This window comes from Streptomyces sp. NPDC012794, assembly GCF_042901085.1.
Taxonomy (GTDB): domain Bacteria; phylum Actinomycetota; class Actinomycetes; order Streptomycetales; family Streptomycetaceae; genus Streptomyces.
This window is the reverse complement of the sequence record NZ_JBIBCI010000001.1, coordinates 427,097-450,640: the sequence shown is the minus strand read 5'-3', so window position 1 is coordinate 450,640 and position 23,544 is coordinate 427,097. Positions and strand designations below refer to the sequence as shown.

17 protein-coding genes and 1 pseudogene are annotated in these 23,544 nt (G+C 70.9%); 7 read left to right on the top strand and 11 right to left on the bottom strand.

The annotated features are described in order from the left end of the window. Positions 1 to 26 precede the first annotated feature (26 nt). Together ACFY7H_RS02070 and ACFY7H_RS02065 are read left to right on the top strand one after the other, a co-directional pair. A pseudogene (locus tag ACFY7H_RS02070) lies at positions 27 to 619 on the top strand (transposase family protein); the annotation flags it as partial. A gap of 73 nt (positions 620 to 692) precedes the next feature. Then, positions 693 to 1,766: an AraC family transcriptional regulator ligand-binding domain-containing protein gene (locus ACFY7H_RS02065; RefSeq protein ID WP_388931696.1), complete on the top strand. Its 1,074-nt coding sequence runs from the start codon at positions 693 to 695 to the stop codon at positions 1,764 to 1,766. 162 nt (positions 1,767 to 1,928) lie between these two features. Here ACFY7H_RS02065 and ACFY7H_RS02060 read toward each other — a convergent pair whose 3' ends face one another. Together ACFY7H_RS02060 and ACFY7H_RS02055 are read right to left on the bottom strand one after the other, a co-directional pair. Next, complete coding sequence (locus tag ACFY7H_RS02060; RefSeq protein WP_388931694.1) at positions 1,929 to 3,575, bottom strand: S1 family peptidase; 1,647 nt, start codon at positions 3,573 to 3,575, stop codon at positions 1,929 to 1,931. Between the two features lie 115 nt (positions 3,576 to 3,690). Next, on the bottom strand, positions 3,691 to 4,215 hold the full coding sequence (locus tag ACFY7H_RS02055; protein ID WP_388931691.1) for a hypothetical protein: 525 nt from the start codon (positions 4,213 to 4,215) through the stop codon (positions 3,691 to 3,693). A gap of 933 nt (positions 4,216 to 5,148) precedes the next feature. Here ACFY7H_RS02055 and ACFY7H_RS02050 point away from each other — a divergent pair. Further along, positions 5,149 to 8,517 (top strand): ALF repeat-containing protein, encoded by a 3,369-nt coding sequence (locus ACFY7H_RS02050; protein WP_388931688.1) that lies wholly within the window; start codon positions 5,149 to 5,151, stop codon positions 8,515 to 8,517. A gap of 518 nt (positions 8,518 to 9,035) precedes the next feature. On the opposite strand, the gene ACFY7H_RS02045 is transcribed toward ACFY7H_RS02050, so the two are convergent. After that, the gene (locus tag ACFY7H_RS02045) at positions 9,036 to 9,260 is read right to left on the bottom strand and encodes a hypothetical protein (protein ID WP_388931686.1); all 225 of its coding nucleotides are present in this window, start codon (positions 9,258 to 9,260) and stop codon (positions 9,036 to 9,038) included. A gap of 519 nt (positions 9,261 to 9,779) precedes the next feature. Here ACFY7H_RS02045 and ACFY7H_RS02040 point away from each other — a divergent pair. Continuing rightward, positions 9,780 to 10,262: a hypothetical protein gene (locus ACFY7H_RS02040; RefSeq protein ID WP_388931683.1), complete on the top strand. Its 483-nt coding sequence runs from the start codon at positions 9,780 to 9,782 to the stop codon at positions 10,260 to 10,262. A gap of 27 nt (positions 10,263 to 10,289) precedes the next feature. On the opposite strand, the gene ACFY7H_RS02035 is transcribed toward ACFY7H_RS02040, so the two are convergent. Further along, on the bottom strand, positions 10,290 to 10,484 hold the full coding sequence (locus ACFY7H_RS02035; RefSeq protein ID WP_388931680.1) for a hypothetical protein: 195 nt from the start codon (positions 10,482 to 10,484) through the stop codon (positions 10,290 to 10,292). 22 nt (positions 10,485 to 10,506) lie between these two features. Next, positions 10,507 to 12,306, bottom strand: a complete 1,800-nt coding sequence (locus ACFY7H_RS02030; RefSeq protein WP_388931677.1) for a cellulase family glycosylhydrolase — start codon at positions 12,304 to 12,306, stop codon at positions 10,507 to 10,509. 468 nt (positions 12,307 to 12,774) lie between these two features. Between ACFY7H_RS02030 and ACFY7H_RS02025 the strand changes: the two genes are divergently transcribed. Then, positions 12,775 to 15,192, top strand: coding sequence for an ABC transporter (locus tag ACFY7H_RS02025; RefSeq protein ID WP_388931674.1), 2,418 nt, complete (start codon positions 12,775 to 12,777; stop codon positions 15,190 to 15,192). Between the two features lie 16 nt (positions 15,193 to 15,208). Here ACFY7H_RS02025 and ACFY7H_RS02020 read toward each other — a convergent pair whose 3' ends face one another. From ACFY7H_RS02020 to ACFY7H_RS02005, 4 genes are all read right to left on the bottom strand, one after another. Continuing rightward, positions 15,209 to 15,874, bottom strand: a complete 666-nt coding sequence (locus ACFY7H_RS02020; protein WP_388931672.1) for a hypothetical protein — start codon at positions 15,872 to 15,874, stop codon at positions 15,209 to 15,211. A gap of 209 nt (positions 15,875 to 16,083) precedes the next feature. Further along, on the bottom strand, positions 16,084 to 16,824 hold the full coding sequence (locus tag ACFY7H_RS02015; RefSeq protein WP_388931670.1) for a succinate dehydrogenase/fumarate reductase iron-sulfur subunit: 741 nt from the start codon (positions 16,822 to 16,824) through the stop codon (positions 16,084 to 16,086). Continuing rightward, a complete protein-coding gene (locus tag ACFY7H_RS02010; protein ID WP_388931667.1) occupies positions 16,821 to 18,782 on the bottom strand; it encodes a fumarate reductase/succinate dehydrogenase flavoprotein subunit in 1,962 nt (653 codons plus the stop codon). Before ACFY7H_RS02010 ends, ACFY7H_RS02015 begins: the two co-directional genes overlap by 4 nt. 2 nt (positions 18,783 to 18,784) lie before the next feature. Further along, entirely contained in the window at positions 18,785 to 19,489 is a 705-nt protein-coding gene (locus ACFY7H_RS02005) for a succinate dehydrogenase (protein ID WP_388931665.1), read from the bottom strand. A gap of 94 nt (positions 19,490 to 19,583) precedes the next feature. On the opposite strand from ACFY7H_RS02005, the gene ACFY7H_RS02000 reads away from it, so the two are divergent. Then, on the top strand, positions 19,584 to 20,462 hold the full coding sequence (locus tag ACFY7H_RS02000; RefSeq protein ID WP_267037533.1) for a LysR family transcriptional regulator: 879 nt from the start codon (positions 19,584 to 19,586) through the stop codon (positions 20,460 to 20,462). Between the two features lie 194 nt (positions 20,463 to 20,656). Then, positions 20,657 to 21,199, top strand: coding sequence for a GNAT family N-acetyltransferase (locus tag ACFY7H_RS01995; RefSeq protein ID WP_388931661.1), 543 nt, complete (start codon positions 20,657 to 20,659; stop codon positions 21,197 to 21,199). Positions 21,200 to 21,256: 57 nt separating this feature from the next. Here the strand turns inward: ACFY7H_RS01995 and ACFY7H_RS01990 are convergent, their stop codons facing one another. After that, entirely contained in the window at positions 21,257 to 22,759 is a 1,503-nt protein-coding gene (locus tag ACFY7H_RS01990; protein ID WP_388931658.1) for a class I adenylate-forming enzyme family protein, read from the bottom strand. A 51-nt stretch (positions 22,760 to 22,810) separates the two neighbouring features. After that, positions 22,811 to 23,461, bottom strand: a complete 651-nt coding sequence (locus tag ACFY7H_RS01985; RefSeq protein ID WP_388932257.1) for a TetR/AcrR family transcriptional regulator — start codon at positions 23,459 to 23,461, stop codon at positions 22,811 to 22,813. Positions 23,462 to 23,544: the final 83 nt, after the last annotated feature.

Genomic DNA, 23,544 nt, shown 5'->3' with positions numbered 1-23,544 from the left:
TTGGCCGTTTTGCGCGTGCGGGTGCGGTGTTGAGGGCTGAGCCAGTGTGGGTGGAGACGTTCACGGGCTTGCGGATCGAGCGGTTCGCGAAGCTGGTGAGAGTGGTGCGGGAGCGCGGTGGGAACGGGCCCGGCGGTGGCCGGCCATGGTGCCTGCCGCTGCCCGACCGGGGGCTGCTGGTGGCGGTGTACCACCGCACCAACCTCACGATGCGGCAGCTCGGCCCGCTCTCCGGGACCTCCTCGGCCGCCGTCTGCCGCGTCGTCCAGCGTCTGCGGCCTCTGCCGGCGCTGGAGCCGGCGCCGCGGCCCGTTGCCGACGTCGATCAGCTGTGGATCGTGGACGGAACCCTCATCCCCGGGCACGACCGCACGGGTGGCGCTTCGTCGAGGAACTACCGGTCCTCAGCGAACGTGCGGGGCGTCATCGACGCGGACAGCCGTATGGTGATCGCCTCCGCCCGGCCGGCGCCGGCAACAGGGCCGACGCCCACCTCTGCGGGAGTCGAACCTTCCGGCCGCAGCCGCCGGAACGACAGTCACCGGACGGAGCCTGCCTCGGCACCGGCCTGATCATCCCGCACCGCAGACAAGCCGGACGTCCTCTCCTGCGCGGCCAGGTCGCCCTGGCAGGGCAGGCGACGGTCTCCGGTCGATGATCTGATAATGCATGCTGCTCTATGCTCAGCCCCCGTGGTCTCGCATACGCACCAGGGGACAACCTCCTCGGCCCTCACCCGTCTGAACGTCAACGCTGCACGCCGGCTCGGCATACCCCCCGACCAGTACGCACACCTGCTCGGCCTGGCACCCGAGCACCTCAACGACGACCTCTGCCGAACCCCCGCGGCCACGAGCATCCGCATCACGGAACTCACGACCCTCCGGACCCCTTGGACCGAGCTCTCCCTGCTCCTTGCACGGCAGTCGACCCTCGGCACCCTCGGAGTCTGGGACTACCTGATCACCTCCGCGCCCACCCCGCACGAAGGGATCCAGGACGCCGCCGCCTACATCGCCACCGTCGCCGACTCAGGCACAGACACCCTCCGCATCGCCGAAGACGGCCGGCAGGTCACCCTCAGCCACATCAACCAGGCCGATCTGACCCACGACGCCGCTTGCGCCGTCCGCGCCTACGCGCTCGGCCTCTACCAGCGGCGTCTCAGCGAAGCCGCGCAACGCCACCTCGTCCCCATCCGCGTCACCCTCGCCGCCGCCGCCCCACACCACCACCACGCCCTGATGGAGCTCTACGGCACCCGCACCATCGACCTCGAAGCCCCCGTCAGCTCGATCACCTTCCTCGCCACCGACCTCAACGCCCCCACACCACGCACTCAACCCGGCCTGAGCACCGTGCTCCGAAGACACGCCCAGCAGACGCTCGCCGCAGCAACCCCCCTCCACAGCTGGCTCGACCTGTTCCGCACCGCCCTCGCCTCCATGCACGACGAGACCACACCCACTCTGGCCACGGTCGCCCGACGCCTGGCCATCAGCACACGAACCCTCCAACGCACGCTCGCCGAACACAGCACCACCTGGAGCAACGAGCTCGAGACCATGCGCCAAGACCACATCACGCGCCTGCTCCACAACACCGACCTCAGCCTCGACGCGATAGCCGCCCGAAGCGGCTACGCCGACGCCCGCGCCCTGCGCCGCGCAGTCCAACGCTGGTACGGCACCACACCCGCCGCCCTGCGCCGCACCGGCCGCCCGCCGAGAACCTCCGCCGGCCCCGCCCAGACCGACAACGGATGAGCCCCCGCCCCAGAGGCCACGGCGGGCGGGCAGCAGGCCGGGTCGCGGGGGCTGGACGCGTTGTGCGGTAACGCGCGTTGTGCTTCAAAGGCAGACCTGCGGCCGCCCGCCCGCCCGAAGGGGAAGGGGCGGGCGGGCGGGTGTGGAGGGCCGGCTCGGGGGTCAGGTCGTGCCGGCGAGGGCGATGGAGCCCATCGGGGTGGCCGCGATGCCCTGGATCGTGGGCACGGTGACCGGGTTGGTGAACGTGGCACCGGCGGTGTTGCGGGTGGTCTGCACGACTCGGTTGTCGCTGGTGGTGAAGGCGAAGTCGACGTTGCGGTCGACACCGGCCGCGCCCACCGACGTGACGGTGATGTTGCCGAGGTGGGCCGTCAGCTCCTTTATGGTGCTCCAGCTGCCGGTGCCGAGCCGCGCGGTGTGGTACTGGCGGGTGCCGTTGTCCGTGGCGAGGACGACGTGGACGGTGCTGCTCGAGCCTGCCATGGCCACGGAAGAGACCGGCCCGGTGGCGCCGGTGGCCTGGGCTACGTCGCCCCAGGCGGTCCAGTTGCCGGTGGTGTCGCGCAGGGAGTGGTAGGCCTTGCCGCCGGTGACGGCGATGACCTGGAGCGCCCCCCCGGTGTGGGCCGTGGCGATCGAGGTCACACCGCTGATCGGGCCGCTCACGGCGGCGACGTCGCCGAAGGGGGCCCAGGTGCCGTCCGCGCGGCGCATGGAGTGGAAGACCCTGCCGTTGGAGACCGCGACCAGCTGCATCTCGGTGCCGGTGGCGACGGCGGACACCTGGGTGACGTTTGGAAGAACACCGGCTTCGCCGCCGACGTCACCGAACCGCAGCCATGTGCCGTCCGCCTTGCGGATGGTGTGGTAGATGCGGCCGTTGGTGCCGAGCGCCACCACGTGGGTCTCGGCGTCAATGCCGGCGACGGTGGCCGTGCGGATGCCGCCGACGTCCCCGGCCTTGGACTGGACGTCGGTGAAGCCGGTCCAGGAGTTGTCAGCCAGGTTGATGCCCTGGTAGACGGACGTGCCCGCCTGGACGACGGCCTCGGTCTTCCAGCCGGGCGTCAGCGAGCGGACCTCCGCCGCCCAAACCCGCAGGTTGTCGGCCCGCGCGGAAATGGCGCCGGTCCGGGTTTCGGTGGCCGGTGTGGCCAGGCAACCACCTTGCCAAGAACGGCTGTTGATACCGACGAGCCAGCCGGCCGCGTCGAAGAGCGGACCGCCGGTGTCTCCCTTGCAGAGGACGTCGGTGCCCTTGCCGGTGATGGTGAGGGTGCCGTCGGCGGACGCGTTCGTGATGAAGGTGCCCGTGTGGAGCTTGTCGGGTACCCACTCCGTCTTCGTACGTCCGAACCCCATCGCGGTGAGTTCGGCGCCGACTGCGGGACCGTTCTGGCCGATCCTGGCCCACGGGAGACCGGCGGCGGGGCTGGCCAGCCGGCCCAGGACCAGGTCGCGGTCGGTACGGGGTACGAGGTCGACGACCTCGACGGCCCTGCCGTCGCCCAGGGTGACGACGGACTTCATCGCCGGCTTGCCGGCCGGAACCGAGGAACCGGGGGTGCTTGCGAAGCAGCTGGCGGCCGTGATGATCCAGTTGTCGTCGAGCAGGGCTCCCGTGCAGCCACGGGAGTTGGTCTCGTCGCCGATGACCAGCCTCACTACGGCCTTGTTCGTGAACTGGTCCGGAGCCTCGGGGCCGGCTACCGCGAGGGCGGGGACGGCCGAGATCAGTCCTGCGGTGATCGCCGTGGCGGAGAGCAACGCGGTGATCCGCGCCGGGCGCGAAAGAGGTGCGAGCATGGTCTTCCTTCGGTGAGCGGGTGCATGGGGATGCGATCGAGTGCCGGCCGGACGCGGAGCCGGACGCCATGCCTGGCGGCGGTCCCGGCTAACCCCTGCCAACGGGGTACGAGCACTACTTGGAGGTCCGGATCTCCATGAGCATGAACTCGCGGCCCTGCTCGTCGGCACTCTCGCCGACGGCGGTCCAGGAGTTCTTGTTCACGTCCCACGTCTTGTCCTCCTCACCGACCTTCATGTCGACCTGGGCGGAGTAGTCGTTGCCCTTGACGGCGAAGACGGAGGGGATCTGCAAGGTCAGGTAGCCGGTCGTGCCGGTGACCTTGAAGCAGATCTTGTCCTTGGCGCGGGACCAGACCTCGAGGAGGTCAGTCGCGCTCGCGCAGTCGGCGAGGAGGATGTGGCCGTCACCACGTTTGAGAGTGATGTTCTGCTCGGCGAGGATCTTGTCGGCGTTCGGGTAACCGAAGTCCTCAATGCCGTAGCCAGGGCCTTCCTCGGCGATGCCCTTCATCGCGGTGGAGTCCGTGACATCGCTTCCCGCGGCGGCACCGTTGGCGCCCGTGATCGCCAGCCATGCCAGCACTCCGCCGACCGTGGCCGCGGCCACCGTGCGGACGAGTTTCTTGCGTGCCTTCATCCCTACCCCAGTCTTCGGTTCCGGATACTGCCCCGGAAAATTCCATACGGATGCGAAGGCTCATGCCCAACCAACAAGGGATGCGCCAAAGACCGGCGATCCCTCATGGGAAGCCCCCAACTTCCGACGGGATCTTAACCGCACACCCCGAGTGAAAATCAAGGCCAGAAACGGAGTTGAAAGTCCGCGGACCCATTTCGCACACATCGCCTTCGGGCGTTGGCCCCAGGGCGGCATCTCGCTTCTCCCCGTGGCGCGATCGGTCCCTTTTCTGGCATGCACTGTCCTAGGCCATGGACGTGCGAGGTCATATGGTGGCGTCGTTCTGAGGCGACAACCGTAGGCCCAAGTGCTCCGCGGCAACGCCTGCAAAAGCATCTTTCATTGGGGGCCTCTGCAGTGACCTTCGCCTTATGAGGGAGACCCATGAGGTTCACCCGAGCGGCCTTCGTACCGACCACTGGCGCCGTGGCCCAGGCCCGTCACTGAAGGGACCGGCTGCGCGTCTCGGCACGGAGGTCACCGAGAGCGGTGCGGTGCGGCCTCTTCTCTCGCAACGCTGATTCCGAGGGGTGGATCGACGCCGCGCCGTTTCAGGCGTCTACGGTGACAGCAGTTGCCAGTCGCCAAAACAGCCTTGCAGGTGAACCCACCTTACAGTTGATCACCCACCTCGTGCTGGGATTGTCCACCCGATGACCGGCCAGACCTGCCCCACCGGTTAATGGAGGGCCTGTAGTGCCGTCAAACGGGTGTTGATGACGCATCATCTTGCGACTGGTCATACCCGTCCGCGCGGCTCAGGGTCGGAATGCGTGCCACTCCGACCCGTCATGCGCCCACGTTCCGATGAGTGAATCGCGACTCTTGTCTTGCTGCCCTGACCCAAGCCGAATTGTGCCGTGCGCCAAGGGCTCACAGTAAAGGACCGTTATGGACACAACCTACTGGAGCAGGCGGCGCATTCTCGGCGCCATCGCGGCCACCACCGCCGCCGTCACCGCTTCCAGCCTCGTTCTCAATCCCACGGCGGCATGGGCCGACACCGTTCCTCCCCAGGACGACCCCTTCCTGCTGCCCGACACTGACCGAGCCAAGGTCGTCAAGGCATGGGTGCTGGGCGGTCCGGCCGTCCGTGCTGCCGCCGCTGCCGCGCTGACCGGGTCCGAGGCCGATGTGCAGAACTTTCTCGCCGTCAAACTGGCGTCCGAGACCGCTGCGGACAAGCGCGCCGCGCTCCTGAACAGTCTCGCGGTGGCCGGCAAGGGGACCCGTCGTGAGGCGAGCGCCGCGCTCAACGGTGGAGACTCCGCCATCACCGCGTTCCTCGCGGGCGGTTTCACGTCCGCCCACGTGGAGGACCTACGGGTGGCCACCGCCACGGTCATGGCCACCAGCGGAAAGGCGGTGACCAAGGCGGGTAACGCCGCCCTCACCGACGGGTCCCTCGCCGTGATGGAGAAGTTCCTCACCGAGGGCCAGTTCACCGCCCGCCTGGAGGACTTGCGTGTCGAGACCTCCAAGCTCTTGATGCTGGCGGGCCCCGAGGTGCAGAAGTACGCCAACAGGGCGCTGTCGGGTGCGGAGTACGAGATCGAGTGGTTCCTCGACACCGGCCAGCACATCGCCCGCGCCCGGGACCAGGAGCGGTCCAAGATCGAGGAGCTCCTCGCCGTAGCCCAGCGTGAGGGCAAGACGGCCGAAGCGAAGACGAAGCAGGCAGAAGAGGCCTCCGCCCGGGCCGTGGAAGCCGCGGCCAAGGCCAAGGAAGCCGCGGAGGCCGCGGAGGCCGAGGCCCGTCTGGCCGAGAACGACGTGGTGAAGGCCGCTCAGGCGGCACGCAAGGCGGCCGTAGCCGCGAGAGGAGCGTCCGACGCGGCTCGGATGGCCACCAATGCCGCCCATGCGGCCATCCAGGCTTCGCATCGCGCCGCGAACGCCGCGATGGCCGCGAGCCAGGCGGCAGCCGCTGCGGGCACCGCCGCTTCAATGGCGTACAGGGCGGCCATCGACGCCTCCAAGGACGCCGCGCTCTCCGGCAAGGCCAAGGATGCCGCCGTCTTCGCCCGGAACGTCGCCGCCAAGGCCCGGGCCACGGCGGATCAGGCCGAGCAGGCCGCCAACGTCGCGCAGCAGTGCGCCGACATCGGCGCCAACGCCGCCGGCGCGGCACGCCAGGCCGCCGCAACGGCGGAGGCGGCTCGGAGGTCCGCGGAGCAGTCGTCCGGTGTGGCTCAGTCGGAGGCCGCGGAAGCCACGCGTCAGGCACAGATCGCCACCACAAACGCCGCGATCGCCACCAACGCCGCCGGGACGGCGCAGGCTCTCGCGAGCGCAGCCTCGGCCGCCGCGCGTAACGCCCGGAACGCCGCCTACAGCGCGGCCGCCCACGCGATCAAGGCCGCTGAGGCCTGCGACTGGGCCGTCACCTACGCCGGCCAGGCGGTGGACTACGCGAACAAGTCCACAGAGTTCGCCAACGAGGCGACGAAGGCCGCCGACAAGGCCACGGCAGCGGTCGTCGAGGCGATCGCTGTGGAGAAGAGCGCGCGCGAGGCCGAACTGCAGCGGCTGGACCACGAAACGCATCGGGCGATCGAGGAAATGCGCCTGTTCGCACAGTCCGACCTCCGCTGGAAGGCGGAGACCGAGGCGAAACGCAGCCAGGCGGAGCAGGCGTCCCAGGCGACGAAGGACCTCATCACGCAGGCAGAAACTGCGCTGCGGGCCGGAAACCTCACAGCGGCCGCCGCCGCGGGCCGCAAGGCGGCCCTCGCCGTCATGGACTCCCACGGCGTGTGGTCCCGGGAGGCGGCGCAGTTCGCCCTGGCCGGTACGGACGCGGACGTTCACGCCTGGGTCGACAGCGACCGGCAGATCGCCCAACGGCAGGACGACCGGGAGACCACCGTCCACCTTGCCCGGATCTCTTCCTCGAAGGTCGCCTTCGCCGCGACCGAGGCACTCAAGAGCACAGACCCGGGCGCTGCCACGACGTTCCTCCGCACCGGTGCCATCCAGGCGGCGGGGGCAGACAACCGCGTCATTGTCGCGCGTTTGCTGGCGCAGAAGCCCGGCCGCGCGGTGACCGAGGCCGCCAACGCCGCGATGGACACGGGAACACCCGAGGCGCTGCACAAGTTCCTAGCCGTCACGTTCGAGAAGGCGCAGCAGGAGGACGACGCGGTAGCCATTGCGACCCTCCTTCAGACCGCGGGCCCCTACACCAAGGCCCATGCCCAGGCAGCTCTCGAGGGCCCCGCTTGGATGCGCCGGAAATTCATGGCCTCCGTCCAGTACGAGACCGCTCAGCTGGACCACGACTTCGCCACTCATGTCGCGGCGATGCAGGGTGCCATCGCCGCCGCCGCGAGGATCGCCGACAAGGCTCAGGAGGATGCCGCCCGCGCCCAGGAAGCCGCGGCCACGGCGCGCAACGCCGCCGCGGAAGCGGTGGAGTGGGCAGGGAAGGCGCAGCAGGCGGCCACTCGGGCCGTCGCCTCCGCCGAGCAGGCGAACGCCTTCGCGAACCAGGCCGAGGCGTCCGCTCGCAACGCTCAGGCCTCGGCCGACCAGGCGAAGCAGGCAGCAGTCGCCGCCCGCGTCGCCGCCCGCTCGGCGAACTTCTCCGCCAACCAGGCCATCAAGTCCGCTCGGACCGCGATCTCCTTCGCCGCCAGCGCGAAAGCGTCGGCGACTGAGGCCCGTGCCTCCGCGATCCTGGCCGGCAGGAACTCGGCGGAGGCGGCCGGCGCGGCCGGTGAAGCTCGCCTGGAAGCGGTGCTCAAGCGAGAAGCGCAAGACAGGGTAGAAGCCGAGCTCGCCGCAGAGACCATGGCGATGGCGGAGGCGGCCAAGACGAACCCGGCCGACGCCCCCGAACACGACGAGGTCGTGTGGGGTGTATCCACGTCGGAGTGGAAGGACGCTGCCCACAACGCCCATGAAATGGCCTTCTTCGCCGGCGTCGGCAGTATCGCGGCCGGTGCCGGCGGTGTGGCTATCGGCTTCACCGGATACGGCCTTCCCGTCACCCTGGCTCTGGAGCAGGTGGCGCTCGTCCTGAGCGCGACCGCCGTCGTCTTCGACTTCGCGGCCGCGTTCTACACCGGGATGGGCTACGGATTCGGCACCGAAAAGTTCCGGAGATCCCTCGGCATCGCAGGGCTCAGCCTCATCACCTTCGGTAAGGGCAGAGTGATCGCCAACCTGGCGAGGGAGGTCCCCCACGCGGCCAGGGAGCTCACAAGCGCCGCATATGACGGCTTCAGCGCGATCGTCAACCGGCTGACCTCTCACTGAGCGGAAGACCCTTCGAGGGGGCGGCGGGCATGCCGAAGTCCCCTCGAAGGGCCGGCACCGGAGCGTTCTCGTCCTCGTCTCGTGTGCTCGCTGGCGCGGACCGGCGCCGGCCGTCCCGCGCAGACAACCCACGGACCGGCGCCAGTCCCGCGCCGGTCTCTGCTGCCGCGTCGGGTCGGTGGCCGCAGCCGCGAGCCCAACGCCAGGCTGCGCAGACGGAGCGACGGTGAAGCGCGGCGACCTGAGCAACCCGTACGGCGTGGCGGCAGAAACAGCCGGGCCTAGGACTTGTCCGGGCGATTATGTGACTACTCCGCGCCCGACCCCCGAGGCGGCCGACGGCACAGGCGGTCACCGCGGCCGGCACCTCGGTCAACGCACCCATGGCCTCCGCCGGGCGTTCCCAAGTGTGGGTACTGGAGGAAGGGGCGGCCGGGCGGTATGCCTGCACCGCGTCGCCCGCTACCGCCTGCGGCGGGGAACGCAGACATGGCGGCGCTGTGCCGCGCCGTCCGGACTCAGCGCTTGATGATGACGTAGATCTTTTCCGGCTCGCGTAGCGCCATCAGGCCCCCCGAGACCAAGCAGGCGATGAAGGAAACCAGCATCCCCTGCGGCGTCCACGTGACGATCGAGATGATCAGTCCGAGGAAGCTGAGCCCCAGCATGTACGGGGACAGCCACACGAGCAAGCCTAGGATGACGAATCCGATGACGATGTCGAACCAAAGCATGCCGGTCATCTCTGAGTCCCCCACAATTTCTCACGTACTTCACCTCATCGTATTACCCGGTGTGACGGGACCATCCAGTCCCCCGAACTCAGCCAACGGCCAGACCCTGGTCGCCCTGGCCGTCGGGCCGTACTGCCGCTTCCGCACCGGGACCGCACCGCCCGAGCCGATCTACACGTTCACGCCGGCGGCCTGCGCCAGCATCGGTTCCACCGGTGGCGGGAGATGCCGTTTCGCATCCCGGCCGGCCTCAGTCCCTGCGGCTGGCTACCGTTCCCGCACAATGACCGCCAAACCTTGATGTGATCGGCCGGACAGATCCCAGCAGGTCCTGCCGAAGCTGACGTTCCACCAACAGTCCGTCCCAGTCGACAACCGGCGCCGACACCTCCGCCTGACCTGCGACGATCATCCGGAATCCAGACAAACGGGCGGTGATCAGGCCCGGATCACCCGGTCAGCGGCCTCGTCCGAGATCAGCCGCACCCCGCTGTGCGGTCCTTGCTGGGCAGCAGGGATGATGCCTCCGTGGCGACCGCCCTCGAGCTCTTCGCGGACTACTTCCAGGTCCACGTCCTGGACGAGGGATCCGAAGGTGATTTCAGCGGCGTGTGGACCGAACAGACCGTCGTGGACGGACTCGGCGTCATGGAAGATGCCCTGGCCATCGGCACCGCCGTCAACGACACCGTGGCGGTCAGCGTCCATGTCCTCGCAGATCAGCCGCACTACGACAGCGACGACTTCGACCACATCGTCGAGGCGAGCCTCCATGTGCCCTCGGGACGGCTGATCGTGATGGGCTGCACCGACTACCTCGACGACGCGGCACGGTTCGAAGTGCCCGCAGGCCGGACCCGAGCCCGAGCCTCTCGGCGGAACCTCGCCGCTGCCGTCCGCCGGCTCGAGTCGGACGAGGAGCCCGAGGCGACCGAGGAGGTCCGGCTGCAGACCTGGCCCGCTCCGTTCTCCGTACCGCACATCGTCAAGCGATGGACCCAAGCGCAGTAGCCTCCGACTCGGTACGGCTCTTCGTGCTCACCGCGTCTGGTTGGCCTCGGTCGCCTCGATGCCTTCGGTGCGCAGGTGGCGGGTCAGGGCGGCGCCGTATGAGCCGGTGCACTCGACGCCGGCCCGCCGCAGCACGCCGAAGGATCGGGCCCCGTGGCGGAGTCGGCGATAGCCGGCGGCGGTCGCGGGGAAGCTGCGACCGTCCAGGGCGGAGCCGAGCACCGTAAGTTGGCAGTGGCTGTAGTCAGGTTGTGGTGCAGGTCCTGCCGCCGAGGGTGAAGGTGGTCGGGGCGGTGTTCGTGGCGCCCCTGTTGGCGATGAAACCGAGAGTGACGGAACCGCCGGCGGTGATGGTGTCGGTGTAGGAGGCGGGGGTCACGCTCACGGAGCTGCCTGTCTGGGTGGGGGTACCGCCCCACATGTTGTTGATGGTCTGGCCGTTGGTGAAGGTGAAGCCGAGCTTCCAGTTGCTGACGGCGACGGCACCGGTGTTGCGGATGGTGATCTCGCTCTGGAATCCACTCCCCCAGTCCCCCACCAAGCGGTAGCCGACGGAGCAGGTGCCCGCAGGGGTGACGGCGGTGGTAACGGTAACGGTGGCCGAGCGGGTGGAGCGGTTGCCGGCCGCGTCCTTGGCGTAAACGGCGAAGGTGTAGGCCGTGTTGCCGGACAGCCCTGTGACCGTGGCCCGATTGGACACCGAGCCGGCCACCTGTGTCTCGGTGCCGCCGGTGACAAGGACGACGTCGTAGCCGGTGACACCCACGTTGTCCGTGGAGGCCGCCCAGCTCAAGGTCGCGGAGGCGGCCGTCACCTCGGAGGCGGTGGGGGTCCCCGGAGCGGTGGGCGCAGCGGTGTCACCGCCGGGATCACCGGGCGTCTGGCTGAGCAGGTGCGCCTTGAACCCCTCACCGTAGGTGCGGGTCGGTGTGCCGTTCCAGTCCTCGATGAGCACATTGCCACCGCTGCAACCCCAAGGGTTCCAGGTCCAGGCCGTGTACCCGACCGTGTTGGCGTCCGCCCAGGCCATCACCTGGTCGATGTAGTCATGGGCGCAGGCGTTCTGACCGATCTCGCCGGCCTGCACCGGTACCTGGGCGGCGACCGCTCCGATGTTGCTGTCCCAGCAGGAGGCGGTCACGCAGCCGTTGAAGTTGTAGGAGTGCCATGAGGCCATCAGATTGCCGGTGGGGTCGGCCGGCTTGAATTCCAGCCACCGACTCAGGTTGTTCGTCCACTCCAGACCGCCCGACATGATCACGTTGGTGGCACCGGTGGCGCGTACCGCGTCGACGAGGGTCTGCATGCCGGCGACCGGGTAGGTGATCCCGGCGCAGGTGCCGCCGTCACGCAGACAGGTCCATGCGGCCGTGGCGTCGGACCAGTTGTTGGCCGCGTCCGGGTACGGCTCGTTGAACAGGTCGAAGATGACCGCTCCGTTCCCCTTGAACATCGTGGCCACCTCGGACCAGAACGTGGGGGTGTAGCGCGCGTCCGGCATCGGCTTCTGACAGGTGGCCGCGACGTCCGGGCACCCTCCGCCGGGACCGGTGTACTCGCCCCAGGTCCAGTGCAGGTCAAGGATCACGTTGATGCCGTTGGCCACGAGGAGGTCCGCGTAGGTCTTGACCGCCTGCTGGTACGCCGCCGCGCTGGGCGCTGTCGGAGGTAGGTTCCCGGTGCCCAGCCAGCACTCCTCGTTCAGCGGGAGCCGGACTGAGTTGATCTTCCATGCCTTCATCGCGTCGACGGCCGCCTGGTCCGTCGGCCCGTCGAATATCTCCTTGCCCTGAACACATCCGAACTCCCCGCCGGACCGGTTGACGCCCAGTGGGCGGAACGTGGCATTGGACCCGGTGACCAGGCGGTTGCCCGACACGTGCAGTGCCGGTGCCGCGGCGACCGCCGATGCCCTGCCGTCTGCGGCGGACTGACCGGCGGGCGGCGAGGCGACCGCGGAGGCCGGGCCGCCGAATCCGGCCGCCGAACCCGCCAGAAGCACTCCGACAACGCCAAAAGCCCGAAGGGCTCCTCGCATGCTCATCACACTCTCCCTCAACGCACCTATATGACCGATCACGCCATATGGGCGCCGCCCGGCGAGAGACCAGCCTCGAAAGCGAGTTCCACGGTGGCAATGCGCCTTTACCTGGCTGGATGACCTCCGGTCCTGCACATGACACTGTTCCGACGGGTGTGGGAGCGCTCCCATAACCAGTGAGCGTAGACGCGCCGGGCTACCGGACGGAAGCTCTCTGCAGGACTTGTTTCTGACGTTCATGAGGGCCTCACCGCCTCAGCGCACCTGCGGGTGCCCAGGCTGATCGGCCGCCCCAGGGTCACACCGGACAGTGGCGCGGCCCGGCCGCTCGCTTCGACAAGGACGCCACCACCTGCCTCGCCGGACGCCACCTCACCACCGTCTTCATCTGGTCGGCGCGATGGTCCGAAGGAGAGGGTCTGGACACCGGTCGTGCGCTGCCGGTCCACAGGGAGCCGTAAACTGGGACGAATGCACCACTCCCCCGATGTGCCCGCCGGGCCCGAACGGCCGGGCGCCGCCGCCCGAGACCCCTGCGTACGGGTGCGCGGCGCCCGGGAGCACAACCTGCGCGGGGTCGACGTGGACATCCCGCGCGACACCCTGACCGTCTTCACCGGCGTGTCCGGCTCCGGGAAGAGTTCCCTGGCCTTCGGCACCCTCTACGCCGAGGCCCAGCGGCGCTACTTCGAGTCGGTCGCCCCGTACGCCCGGCGGCTGATCCACCAGATCGGCGCCCCGAAGGTCGACTCGGTGACCGGGCTGCCGCCCGCCGTCTCCCTGGAGCAGCGCCGGTCCGCTCCGGGCTCGCGGTCCTCGGTGGGGACGGTGACCCTGCTCTCCAACTCCCTGCGGATGCTGTACTCGCGGGCCGGAACCTACCCGCCGGGCGCCGAGCGGCTCGACTCCGACGCCTTTTCCCCCAACACGGCGGCCGGCGCCTGCCCCTCCTGCCACGGGCTGGGCCGGATCCACCGCACCAGCGAGGAACTCCTCGTACCGGACCCCGGACTGTCGATCCGCCAGGGAGCCGTCGCCGCCTGGCCGGGAGCCTGGCAGGGCAAGAACCTGCGCGACATCCTCGAGGTGCTCGGCCACGACGTGGACCGGCCCTGGCGGGAGCTGCCCGCGAAGGACCGCGAGTGGATCCTGTTCACCGAGGAGCAGCCGGTGGTCACCGTGCACCCGGTGCGCGACGCGGCCCGGATCCAACGGCCTTACCAGGGCACGTACACGAGCGCCCACCGCTATGTGATGCGGACGTTCGCCGACACCAAGAGCGCCACCCTGCGGGCGCGCGCGGAGAAGTTCCTCACCGATGCCCCGTGTCCGGCGTGCGCGGGGCGCAGGCTGCGGCCGGAGGCGCTGGCGGTGACGTTCGCGGGCCGGACGATCGCGGAGACGGCGGCGCTGGCGCTGAGCGACCTGGACCGCCTGCTGGCCACGGCTCCGCTGGAGGGGGAGGCGGCGCGGGTGCTGGCCGGGGACCTTCGGGCACGGATCGCGCCCGTGGCGGAGCTGGGGCTCGGCTATCTGAGCCTGGACCGGACCGCGCCCAGCCTGTCGGCGGGCGAGCTCCAGCGGCTGCGGCTGGCGACCCAGCTGCGGTCGGGCCTGTTCGGGGTGGTGTACGTACTGGACGAGCCCTCGGCGGGGCTGCACCCGGCGGACACCGAGGCGCTGCTCGGCGTTCTGGAGCGGCTGAAGCGGGCCGGGAACACCGTCTTCGTCGTGGAGCACCAGCTGGACGTGGTGCGCCGCGCGGACTGGGTGGTGGACGTGGGGCCGCTCGCCGGGGAGCACGGTGGACGCGTGCTGTACAGCGGGCCGCCCGGGGAGCTGGCCGCCGTCGCGGAGTCGGCGACGGCACGGCACCTGTTCGCTCCGGCCGCGCCCCGGGGCCGGGAGCGGCCCCCGCGCGCGGCCTCCGGTGCCGTCCGGCTGACGGGCGTCGACCGGCACAACCTGCGCGGTGTGGACGTGGAGTTCCCGCTGGGGGTGTTCACGGCGGTGACGGGGGTGTCCGGTTCGGGGAAGTCCACGCTGGTGGGACAGGTGCTGGCGGGCGAGGTCGCCGGGCGGCTCGGGGAGGCGGACTTCCCGGTGCGGCGGCTGGTGGAGGTGGACCAGAAGCCGATCGGGCGGACGCCCCGCTCCAACCTGGCCACGTACACCGGCCTGTTCGACGTCGTGCGCAGGCTCTTCACGGCCGCTCCGGAGTCCAGGGAGCGCGGCTGGAAGGCCGGCCGGTTCTCCTTCAACGTGCCGGGCGGGCGCTGCGAGACCTGCCAGGGCGAGGGCTTCGTCTCGGTGGAGCTGCTCTTCCTGCCCCGTACGTACGCCCCGTGCCCGGGCTGCGCGGGCGCCCGGTACAACCCCGAGACGCTGGAGGTGCGTTACGCGGGGCTGAACATCGCGGAGGTGCTGGGTCTGACCGTGGAGGCGGCGGCGGGCTTCTTCGCGGAGGTCCCGGCCGCGGCGCGCAGCCTGCGGGCGCTGGAGGACATCGGCTTGGGCTACTTGCGGCTGGGGCAGCCCGCGACGGAACTGTCGGGCGGGGAGGCGCAGCGCATCAAGCTGGCGACGGAGCTCCAGCGGCTGCGCCGCGACCACACCCTGTACCTGCTGGACGAGCCGACGACGGGGCTGCATCCGGCCGATGTGCGGGTTCTGCTGCGGCAGTTGCACGGGCTGGTGGACGCGGGGCACTCGGTGGTGGTCGTGGAGCACGACATGGAGGTGGTGGCGGAGGCGGACTGGGTCATCGACCTGGGGCCGGGCGGCGGCGCGGAGGGCGGCCGGATCACGGCCGCCGGTCCGCCCCCGGCGGTGGCCGCCTCGCCGGACGCCCGCACGGCCCCCTACCTGGCGCGGGCGCTGGGTCTGTAGGGGGCTCCGGGGCGGATCAGGCGTCTCCGGGCAGGAGGTCCTGCGGCAGTTCGCGGAAGGCCCATGCGCCGCGGGTGCGGGTCAGGGTCCAGACGAGGTCGTAGCGGTCGGGCCAGACGGCGGGCACGCCGAGGACCCGGTGGGCGCCGAGGGCGCGGATCAGGCGGGGGATCCCGGCGGGCTCCCAGCACACGAGGACGGGCGTCCGGGCCTCCAACGCGGCCCGGGCCAGGTCCGTTTCGGCTCCGAGGGCGTACCGCGCGTTTACGGGGACCCGCAGGGCGGCGGCCAGGGGCGCCAGGGTCTGCCTGCACCGGGCGGGGGCGGATTCCGGCCCGCCGGTCGCGAACAGCGCGGCGGGCCGGGGCAGCCGGGCACTGTGGGCGGGGCCGAAGAGCCGGGGCAGCTCGTCGGCGCGGCGGCGGCCCCGTCCGGCGAGGAAGCCGGGGTCCTCGTTGCCCTCGTCGTCCTCGCCGGTGGCTCCGGCGTAGGGCTTCTCCGCGTGCCGGATCACCATCACGAGGGCGTCCTTGCCGGGGGCCTGCCCGCCGGGGGCGGGGCGGGGCGCCCTGTGGCGGGTGGCGGTGTCGTGGGCCGTGCAGCCGGCCGGCGCCAGGCAGGCGAGGGCGGCGGCCAGCGCGGTGCGGCGGCGCGGTCCGGACCCGGCGGGGGCGTGGGGCATGGGGTCCACTGAACCCCACGCGCCGGACCGGGCCGGGGCGCGGCGCGGCGTACCGGCTGTACGAGCGCCCGGTCGGCGGATCGGGTCAGCCGATCGGCCCAGGCCGGGGGCGGGGGCAGGGGCTCGGGCCAGGGTTCGGGGTCCGGGGCCGGGCTCCTGCGGGGGCTGGGCGGCACACGGGCGCGGCCGCCGCCCCTCCGCAGGGAGCGTCAGGTCTTGCGCAGGGCCCGCAGCCACTCCTTGTTCATCGCGGCGATCGACGGCAGCGGAATGCCCTTGGGGCATGCCGTCGCGCATTCTCCCGTCAGGGTGCAGCCGCCGAATCCCTCGCCGTCCATCTGCGCCACCATGTCCAGCACCCGCGTCTCGCGCTCGGGCGAGCCCTGCGGGAGCACGTTCAGGTGGTTGATCTTGGCTGAGGTGAACAGCATCGCGGAGCCGTTGGGGCAGGCCGCCACGCACGCGCCGCAGCCGATGCACTCGGCGTGCTCGAAGGCGTGGTCGGCGGCCGGCTTGGGCACGGCCGTGGCGTGCGCCTCGGGGGCGGAGCCGGTCGGCGCGGTGATGTAGCCGCCGGCCTGGATGATGCGGTCGAAGGCGCTGCGGTCCACCACGAGGTCCTTGACCACGGGGAAGGCCGAGGCGCGCCACGGTTCGACGTCGATGGTGTCGCCGTCGTCGAAGGACCGCATGTGGAGCTGGCAGGTGGTGGTCCGTTCGGGGCCGTGGGCGTCACCGTTGATGACGAGGCTGCACGCGCCGCAGATGCCCTCCCGGCAGTCGTGGTCGAAGGCGACCGGGTCCTCGCCGCGCAGGATGAGGTCCTCGTTGAGCGTGTCGAGCATCTCCAGGAAGGACATGTCCTTCGAAATGCCGTCGACCTCGTAGGAGGCCATGGCGCCGGGGGCGTCGGCGTTCTGCTGGCGCCAGACGCGCAGGGTGAGCTTCATGCGTAGCTCCGCTGGGTGGGGTGGACGTACTCGAAGACGAGGTCTTCCTTGTGCAGGACGGGCGCGGCCCCGGTGCCGGCGTACTCCCAGGCGGCGACGTAGCCGAACTCCTCGTCGCGGCGGGCGGCTTCGCCGTCCGGGGTCTGGGATTCCTCGCGGAAGTGGCCGCCGCAGGACTCGGCGCGGTGGAGGGCGTCGAGGCACATCAGTTCGGCGAGTTCGAGGTAGTCGACGATGCGGTTGGCCTTCTCCAGCGACTGGTTGAACTCCTCGCCGCTGCCGGGGACCTTGATACGCCGCCAGAACTCCTCGCGGATCTCCGGGATGCGGGCGAGGGCCTTGCGCAGGCCTTCCTCGGTGCGGGCCATCCCGCAGTACTCCCACATGAGTTCGCCGATCTCCCGGTGGAAGGAGTCGGGGGTGCGGTCGCCGTCGACGGCCAGCAGCCGTTCGAGCCGCTCGCGGGTCTCGCGTACGGCTTCCCGCGCCTCGGGGTGGGTGTCGTCGACCGCGCCGGTGCCCTCCCCTGCCGGGCGGCGGGCGAGGTAGTCGCTGATGGTGGAGGGGAGGACGAAGTAGCCGTCGCCGAGGCCCTGCATCAGCGCGGAGGCCCCGAGGCGGTTGGCCCCGTGGTCGGAGAAGTTGGCCTCGCCGATGGCGAACAGGCCGGGGACGGTGGTCTGGAGGTCGTAGTCGACCCACAGTCCGCCCATCGTGTAGTGGACGGCCGGGTAGATCCGCATCGGGACCTCGTACGGGTCCTCCGCGGTGATCCGCTCGTACATCTCGAAGAGGTTGCCGTACTTCTCGGCGACCTTGTCCCGGCCCATGCGGCGGATGGCGTCGGCGAAGTCGAGGTAGACGCCCTGGCCCCCGGGGCCGACGCCGCGGCCCTCGTCGCAGACGTTCTTCGCGGCGCGGGAGGCGATGTCGCGCGGGACCAGGTTGCCGAAGGAGGGGTAGATCCGCTCCAGGTAGTAGTCGCGTTCGGCCTCGGGGATCTGGGCGGCGGGGCGGGTGTCGCCCTTGGCCTTGGGGACCCAGATGCGGCCGTCGTTGCGCAGGGACTCGCTCATCAGGGTGAGCTTGGACTGGTGGTCGCCGGTGCGCGGGATGCAGGTGGGGTGGATCTGGGTGAAGCAGGGGTTCGCGAAGTAGGCGCCGCGCCGGTGCGCCCGCCAGACGGCGGTCGCGTTGGAGTTCATGGCGTTGGTGGAGAGGTAGAAGACGTTGCCGTAGCCTCCGCTGGCCAGGACCACCGCGTCCGCGTAGTACGTGTCGATCCTGCCGGTGATCAGGTCGCGGGCGACGATGCCGCGCGCCACCCCGTCGACGGTGATCAGGTCGAGCATCTCGGTACGGGCGTGCATCTCCACGTTGCCGGCGGCGATCTGCCGGGACAGCGCCTGGTAGGCGCCGAGCAGCAGCTGCTGGCCGGTCTGGCCACGGGCGTAGAAGGTGCGGGAGACCTGGACGCCGCCGAAGGAGCGGGTGTCGAGGAGGCCGCCGTACTCGCGGGCGAAGGGGACGCCCTGGGCCACGCACTGGTCGATGATCTCGACGGAGATCTGGGCGAGGCGGTGGACGTTGGACTCGCGGGCGCGGAAGTCGCCGCCCTTGACGGTGTCGTAGAAGAGCCGGTGTACGGAGTCCCCGTCGTTGCGGTAGTTCTTGGCGGCGTTGATGCCGCCCTGTGCGGCGATGGAGTGGGCGCGGCGCGGGGAATCGCTGAAGCAGAACTGGACCACGTGGTAGCCCTGCTCGGCGAGGGTCGCGCCGGCGGCACCGCCCGCCAGGCCGGTGCCGACGACGATCACGGTGTGCTTGCGGCGGTTGGCCGGGTTGACCAGCTTCGCCTCGAAGCGGCGGCGGTCCCAGCGTTCGGCGATCGGGCCCTGGGGGGCCTTGGTGTCGCGGACGGGGGCGCCGGTGGTGTAGGCGGCGTACTCGGTGCTCATGGTCAGCTCACCACTCCGGTCATGACGGCGAGGGGCACGGACACGAAGCCCGCGAAGAGGACGAGGGCCAGGACGTTGGCCAGGGACTTCAGCGCCCGGTCGCGCCGGGCGTTGCCCGCGCCGAGGGTCTGGGCGGCGCTCCAGAAGCCGTGGCGCACGTGCAAGCCGAGTGCGGTCATCGCCACGATGTAGATGGTGTTGCCGTACCAGGTGGAGAAGGTCGAGAGGACGTTCTCGTAGGGGTGGCCGGCCCAGGCGCGCTCGTTGACGGTGAGCGTGGTGAAGTCGAGGAGGTGCCAGACGATGAAGAGGCCGAGGATGACGCCGCCCCAGCGCATGGTGCGGGTCGCGTAGCCGGCCCGGCGGCGCTTGCGGGCGTACTTGACGGGGCGCGCCCTGATGTCGCGGCGGCTGAGCTGGTAGGCACAGACGGCGTGCGCGACGACGGCCGCGACCAGGATCACGCGGACGATCCACAGGGCCCACTCGTGGTGCAGGAAGGGGGAGCCGAGCGTGCGCAGCCAGTGGGCGTAGCCGTTGAACTCGTCCGCCCCGAAGAAGATCTTGAGGTTGCCGAGCATGTGCGCGACGAGGTAGCCGAGCATGACCAGGCCTGATGCGGCCATCACGGACTTCTTGCCGACGGTGGAGTCCCAGAGCGTGCGCGTGGTGGACGGCCGTCGTGCCGTCCGCGTTGCCAGAGCCATGGAATGACCGTAAGGACGAAGGCACCGAGAGGTCCAAGACATGGTGGAGCTGATCGCGATAGGTGCAGCCTATGGTGGGCGGTAGCCTGGGGGCATGCAGTTCCAGCAGCTGGTCTATTTCGTGGCCGTCGCCGAGACCCGGCACTTCACGCGCGCCGCCGAGCGCGAGCACGTGGCCCAGCCGTCGCTGTCCCAGCAGATCAAGGCGCTGGAGCGCGAGCTCGGTGCCGAGCTGTTCAGCCGGGCGCGCGGCAACATCGCGCTGACCGACGCCGGCGAGGCGCTGCTGCCGCTGGCACGGCGCATCCTGGCGGACGCGGACACGGCACGGCTGGAGGTGCAGGAGCTGGCGCAGCTGCGGCGGGGCCGGGTGCGGCTGGGGGCGACGCCGAGCGTGTGCACGGGCCTGCTGCCGGCCGTGCTGCGCGCCTTCCACACGGCCCACCCGGGCATCGAGCTGCTGATCGAGGAGAGCGGCTCGCTGGACCTGGTACGCGAACTCGCCCGCGGGGTGCTGGACCTGGCCCTGATCGCGCTGCCGCTGCCGCCGTCGGCGCCCGCCCTGACCACGGTGGAACTGCTCACCGAGGACCTGGTGGTGGTGTCGTCCGCGGACCTCCCGCCCCCGGCGGGCGGCGGGGAGCTGACCATCGCCGACCTGCGCGAGGAGCCGATGGTGATGTTCCGCCACGGCTACGACCTGCGGGACCTGACGGTGGGGGCGTGCCGGGCGGCGGGCTTCGAGCCGGTGTTCACCGTGGAGGGCGGGGAGATGGACGCGGTGCTGGGCTTCGTACGCGCCGGGCTGGGCATCGCGGTGGTCCCGGCCATGGTCGTGGACCACGCCGGCCCGGGCCTGCGCGCCACCCCCCTGGCCGGCTCCCCGCTGCGCCGCACCATCGCCCTGGCCCACCGTACGGACGTCGCGCCCCCGCGGGCGGCCCGGGAACTGAAGCGGATCCTGGTCGGCTGAGACGGCCCCCGGCGGGCGGCGGCGGCTCGCGCGGGGCGCGCGGCAGGTGGCGCGCGGGGCGGCGGGCGCAGGCGGCTCACACGGAGCGGCGGGCGCAGGGGCCGCCGCGCGCAACCCCGCCGGCGCGGCCGCTCATTGGTTTGCCGACGGTTAATGGTTTGCCGCCTGCCAGTCCGGCCGGATAGGAAGCTCCTATGCTCATAGGCGGCAAGGTCGGGCTCAGGGCCCGGCACGACGATGACATCCCGGTCCTGCGGGCCGAGCTCTACGACGACGTGGTCAACTCCTCCCGGGCCGAAAGCGGGCCGTGGCGACCGATCACGCCCGGCTCGAAGGATCCGCGGCTCGTGGTGGACGACACGAGGGAGGGAAGCGTCCAGTTCTCCGTGGTGGAGCTGGACGGCGACACCCTGGTCGGCACCGCGACGCTGTGGGGCATCGACAACCACAGCCGGTCCGCGCACATCGGGCTGGGACTGCTTCCGTCCTGCCGGGGCAAGGGCTACGGCACCGACGTGGTCGCGGTGCTGTGCCACTACGGCTTCGTCGTGCGCGGCCTGCACCGGCTGCAGATCGAGACGCTGTCGGACAACGCCGCGATGCTGCGCTCCGCCGAGCGCAACGGTTTCGTACGGGAGGGCGTGCTGCGCTCCTCGGCCTGGGTGCTGGGAGAGTTCCTGGACGAGGTGGTGCTCGGGCTCCTCGTCCACGACTGGAAGCAGCACGCGCGGCGATAGGACGGCGTCCGGCGGACCACGGCCGGGCCGGCCCTGCTCCGCCGGAGCTTCCTCGGGTCATGCGGGTGGCGGGGACGACGCGGTCGCGGCGCGCCGTCGCAGCCGCTGTTTGTCGGGCTTGCCCCGGTCGGTCAGCGGGATCTCCCGTTCCCAGAACACGGTGGTCGGCCGGTGCGCCGGGGCCAGCTCCCGCTCCACCAGATCACAGGCCTCGGCCGCGGACGTCCCGCTCGGCTCACGGCCGGGGACCGGGACCAGGAAGGCGCACAGCTCCTCGCCGGTGACCGGGCTGGGACGCCCGACCACCACCGCCTGCGCCACGGCGGGATGCCGTGCGAGGGACGCTTCGACGGGCAGGCAGTAGATGTTGGCTCCGTTGACGATGACCATGTCCTTGACCCGGTCGTCGAGGTAGAGGTAGCCGCCCTCGCCGACGTGCCCGACGTCCCCGGTGCGCAGCCACCCCTCACGCAGGACTTCGGCCGTCAGGTCAGGCTGGTTCCAGTAGCCGGCCATCACCGTCCCCGAGCGGACCCACACCTCTCCCCTGTGTCCGGGGGGCAGTACGTCGCCCCCCTCGTCCCGCACCTGGAGCTCCACCCCGGACGCGGGCCGGCCCGCCGACGCCAGCAGCTCGGGGCGGCCGGCCACCGCCGCGTCGTGGTCGGCGGGGGTGAGCCGGCTGATCACCCCCGCCTCGTTCATCCCGTAGCCCTGCCGCCACTTCACGCCCCATCGGGTCACGGCCTCACCCAGACGTGCGGGGAGGACGGGCGAGGCGCCGTACGAGACCGCCTCGAGTCCCGGAATCCCCTGGGCGGTCGCCGGGTCGTCCAGCAGCCGGTAGAGCATCGGCGGCGTCAGGTACGTGGACACCCGCCCCAGGCGCCGGCAGGCGGCCGCGAACTCCCGCGGCTCGAAGGGATCGAGGATCTCCGCCCTGCCGCCGGCCCGCAGCTGCTCCAGGCACCGCCCGCCGGAGCGCTGGGCCAGGGTGGTGACCGAGAGGTACACCGACTCGGTCCACCGGGCCCCGCGGCCGCTGTCCCGCGCGGCCAGCGCGCCGAAGGTCGAGGCCACACCCTTGGGGCGGCCCGTGGTCCCGCCGGTGTACATCACGCGGGCGAGGTCCTCCTCCCTCGCACGTACCGGCACTTCGGCGGCCTCCCGTTCGGCCGCCGCCGCGAGCAGCCGGTCCAGGCGGAGCCGCGGGGCACCGCTCTCCGGCACCGGGACGTCGTGCACCACCAGGGCCGGCCGGCAGTCCCGCAGGATGAAGTCCACCCCGTGCACGGCCGGACCGCCCACGACCTGGGTGAGCCGCGCGCCCAGCACGTGCGCCGCGATCCGCACGAGGAGTGCCTCCGGCCGGTTGCCGCCCGTCACGCAGGCCAGCCCTGTGCCCCGCCGGACACCGGCCTCGTCCAGCGCCCCGGCCAGCCGGTACACCGTGTCCAGCACTTCGGAGAACCGCAGGAAGTCCGCCCCGGCCCCGATCGCGGGCCGCTCCCCGTACCGCTCCAACGCCCCGATCAGCTCGGTGACATACCTGGCGCCCATGCGCGCTCCCGCCTCCGCGATTCGAGTCACCGGCGATCCCGTGCGCCGGTGTCAGGAGGGTATGAACGGCCCGAGGGTCCGGTCGAGTCCGTCGGCCAGCATGGTGAAGGCACGGTCGGCTTCGGCGACGGCGGCCGGGTATGCCTCGTCGGCGCTCTGCCCCGCCGAGAGCCGGTGCCAGTTCTCCCGGCCCAGCTCCTGTCGGACGGTCACCAGGTGCCGGGCCGCCAGCCGGGCGGTGAACGGGGGAATCTCTTCCGCCTCCAGGACCGCCGCGAGCAGTTCCACCTCGCGCGCCGTGTAGTGGGCGAGCCGGGTCTCCAGGCTGGCGGTCGAGTACAGCAGCCCCTGGAACGCGAGGACGTTCGGGTGGTCGCAGAGCCCGGTGATCGGGTCCCGCTCGGCGAGGGCGGCCAGGAAGTGCTCGTGGACCGCCCGGACCGGGGTCAGGCCCGCCGGACGGTCGCGCACGATGCGCGCCGCCTCGTCCTGATGGTCGGCGAACCGGTCCAGCACCAGGTCCTCCTTGCTCGGAAAGTACCGGAACAGGGTGGGCTTGGAGACCTCGGCCGCGGCGGCGACGTCGGCCACCGACACGGCGTCGAAGCCGCGCTCCAGGAAGAGCTCGAGCGCGGTGGCCGCCAGCTGGTTCTTCGTCCGCAGTTTCTTCGTCTCGCGCAGCCCCGTGGGCGCAGCCGTCATGTTCTCCATGCCTCCAGCGTGGCACGAAAGAACAACCAAGTCAATTTCGTTACCGGGTTGCATTTTTGTCCGGGTCGCGCTTT

Coding starts and splice junctions, on each gene's coding strand:
- ACFY7H_RS02060 (WP_388931694.1), bottom strand. CDS start 3,575: ATGCTCGCACCTCTTTCGCGCCCGGCGCGGATCACCGCGTTGCTCTCC.
- ACFY7H_RS02055 (WP_388931691.1), bottom strand. CDS start 4,215: ATGAAGGCACGCAAGAAACTCGTCCGCACGGTGGCCGCGGCCACGGTC.
- ACFY7H_RS02050 (WP_388931688.1), top strand. CDS start 5,149: ATGGACACAACCTACTGGAGCAGGCGGCGCATTCTCGGCGCCATCGCG.
- ACFY7H_RS02045 (WP_388931686.1), bottom strand. CDS start 9,260: ATGACCGGCATGCTTTGGTTCGACATCGTCATCGGATTCGTCATCCTA.
- ACFY7H_RS02030 (WP_388931677.1), bottom strand. CDS start 12,306: ATGAGCATGCGAGGAGCCCTTCGGGCTTTTGGCGTTGTCGGAGTGCTT.
- ACFY7H_RS02025 (WP_388931674.1), top strand. CDS start 12,775: ATGCACCACTCCCCCGATGTGCCCGCCGGGCCCGAACGGCCGGGCGCC.
- ACFY7H_RS02020 (WP_388931672.1), bottom strand. CDS start 15,874: ATGCCCCACGCCCCCGCCGGGTCCGGACCGCGCCGCCGCACCGCGCTG.
- ACFY7H_RS02015 (WP_388931670.1), bottom strand. CDS start 16,824: ATGAAGCTCACCCTGCGCGTCTGGCGCCAGCAGAACGCCGACGCCCCC.
- ACFY7H_RS02010 (WP_388931667.1), bottom strand. CDS start 18,782: ATGAGCACCGAGTACGCCGCCTACACCACCGGCGCCCCCGTCCGCGAC.
- ACFY7H_RS02005 (WP_388931665.1), bottom strand. CDS start 19,489: ATGGCTCTGGCAACGCGGACGGCACGACGGCCGTCCACCACGCGCACG.
- ACFY7H_RS02000 (WP_267037533.1), top strand. CDS start 19,584: ATGCAGTTCCAGCAGCTGGTCTATTTCGTGGCCGTCGCCGAGACCCGG.
- ACFY7H_RS01995 (WP_388931661.1), top strand. CDS start 20,657: ATGCTCATAGGCGGCAAGGTCGGGCTCAGGGCCCGGCACGACGATGAC.
- ACFY7H_RS01990 (WP_388931658.1), bottom strand. CDS start 22,759: ATGGGCGCCAGGTATGTCACCGAGCTGATCGGGGCGTTGGAGCGGTAC.
- ACFY7H_RS01985 (WP_388932257.1), bottom strand. CDS start 23,461: ATGACGGCTGCGCCCACGGGGCTGCGCGAGACGAAGAAACTGCGGACG.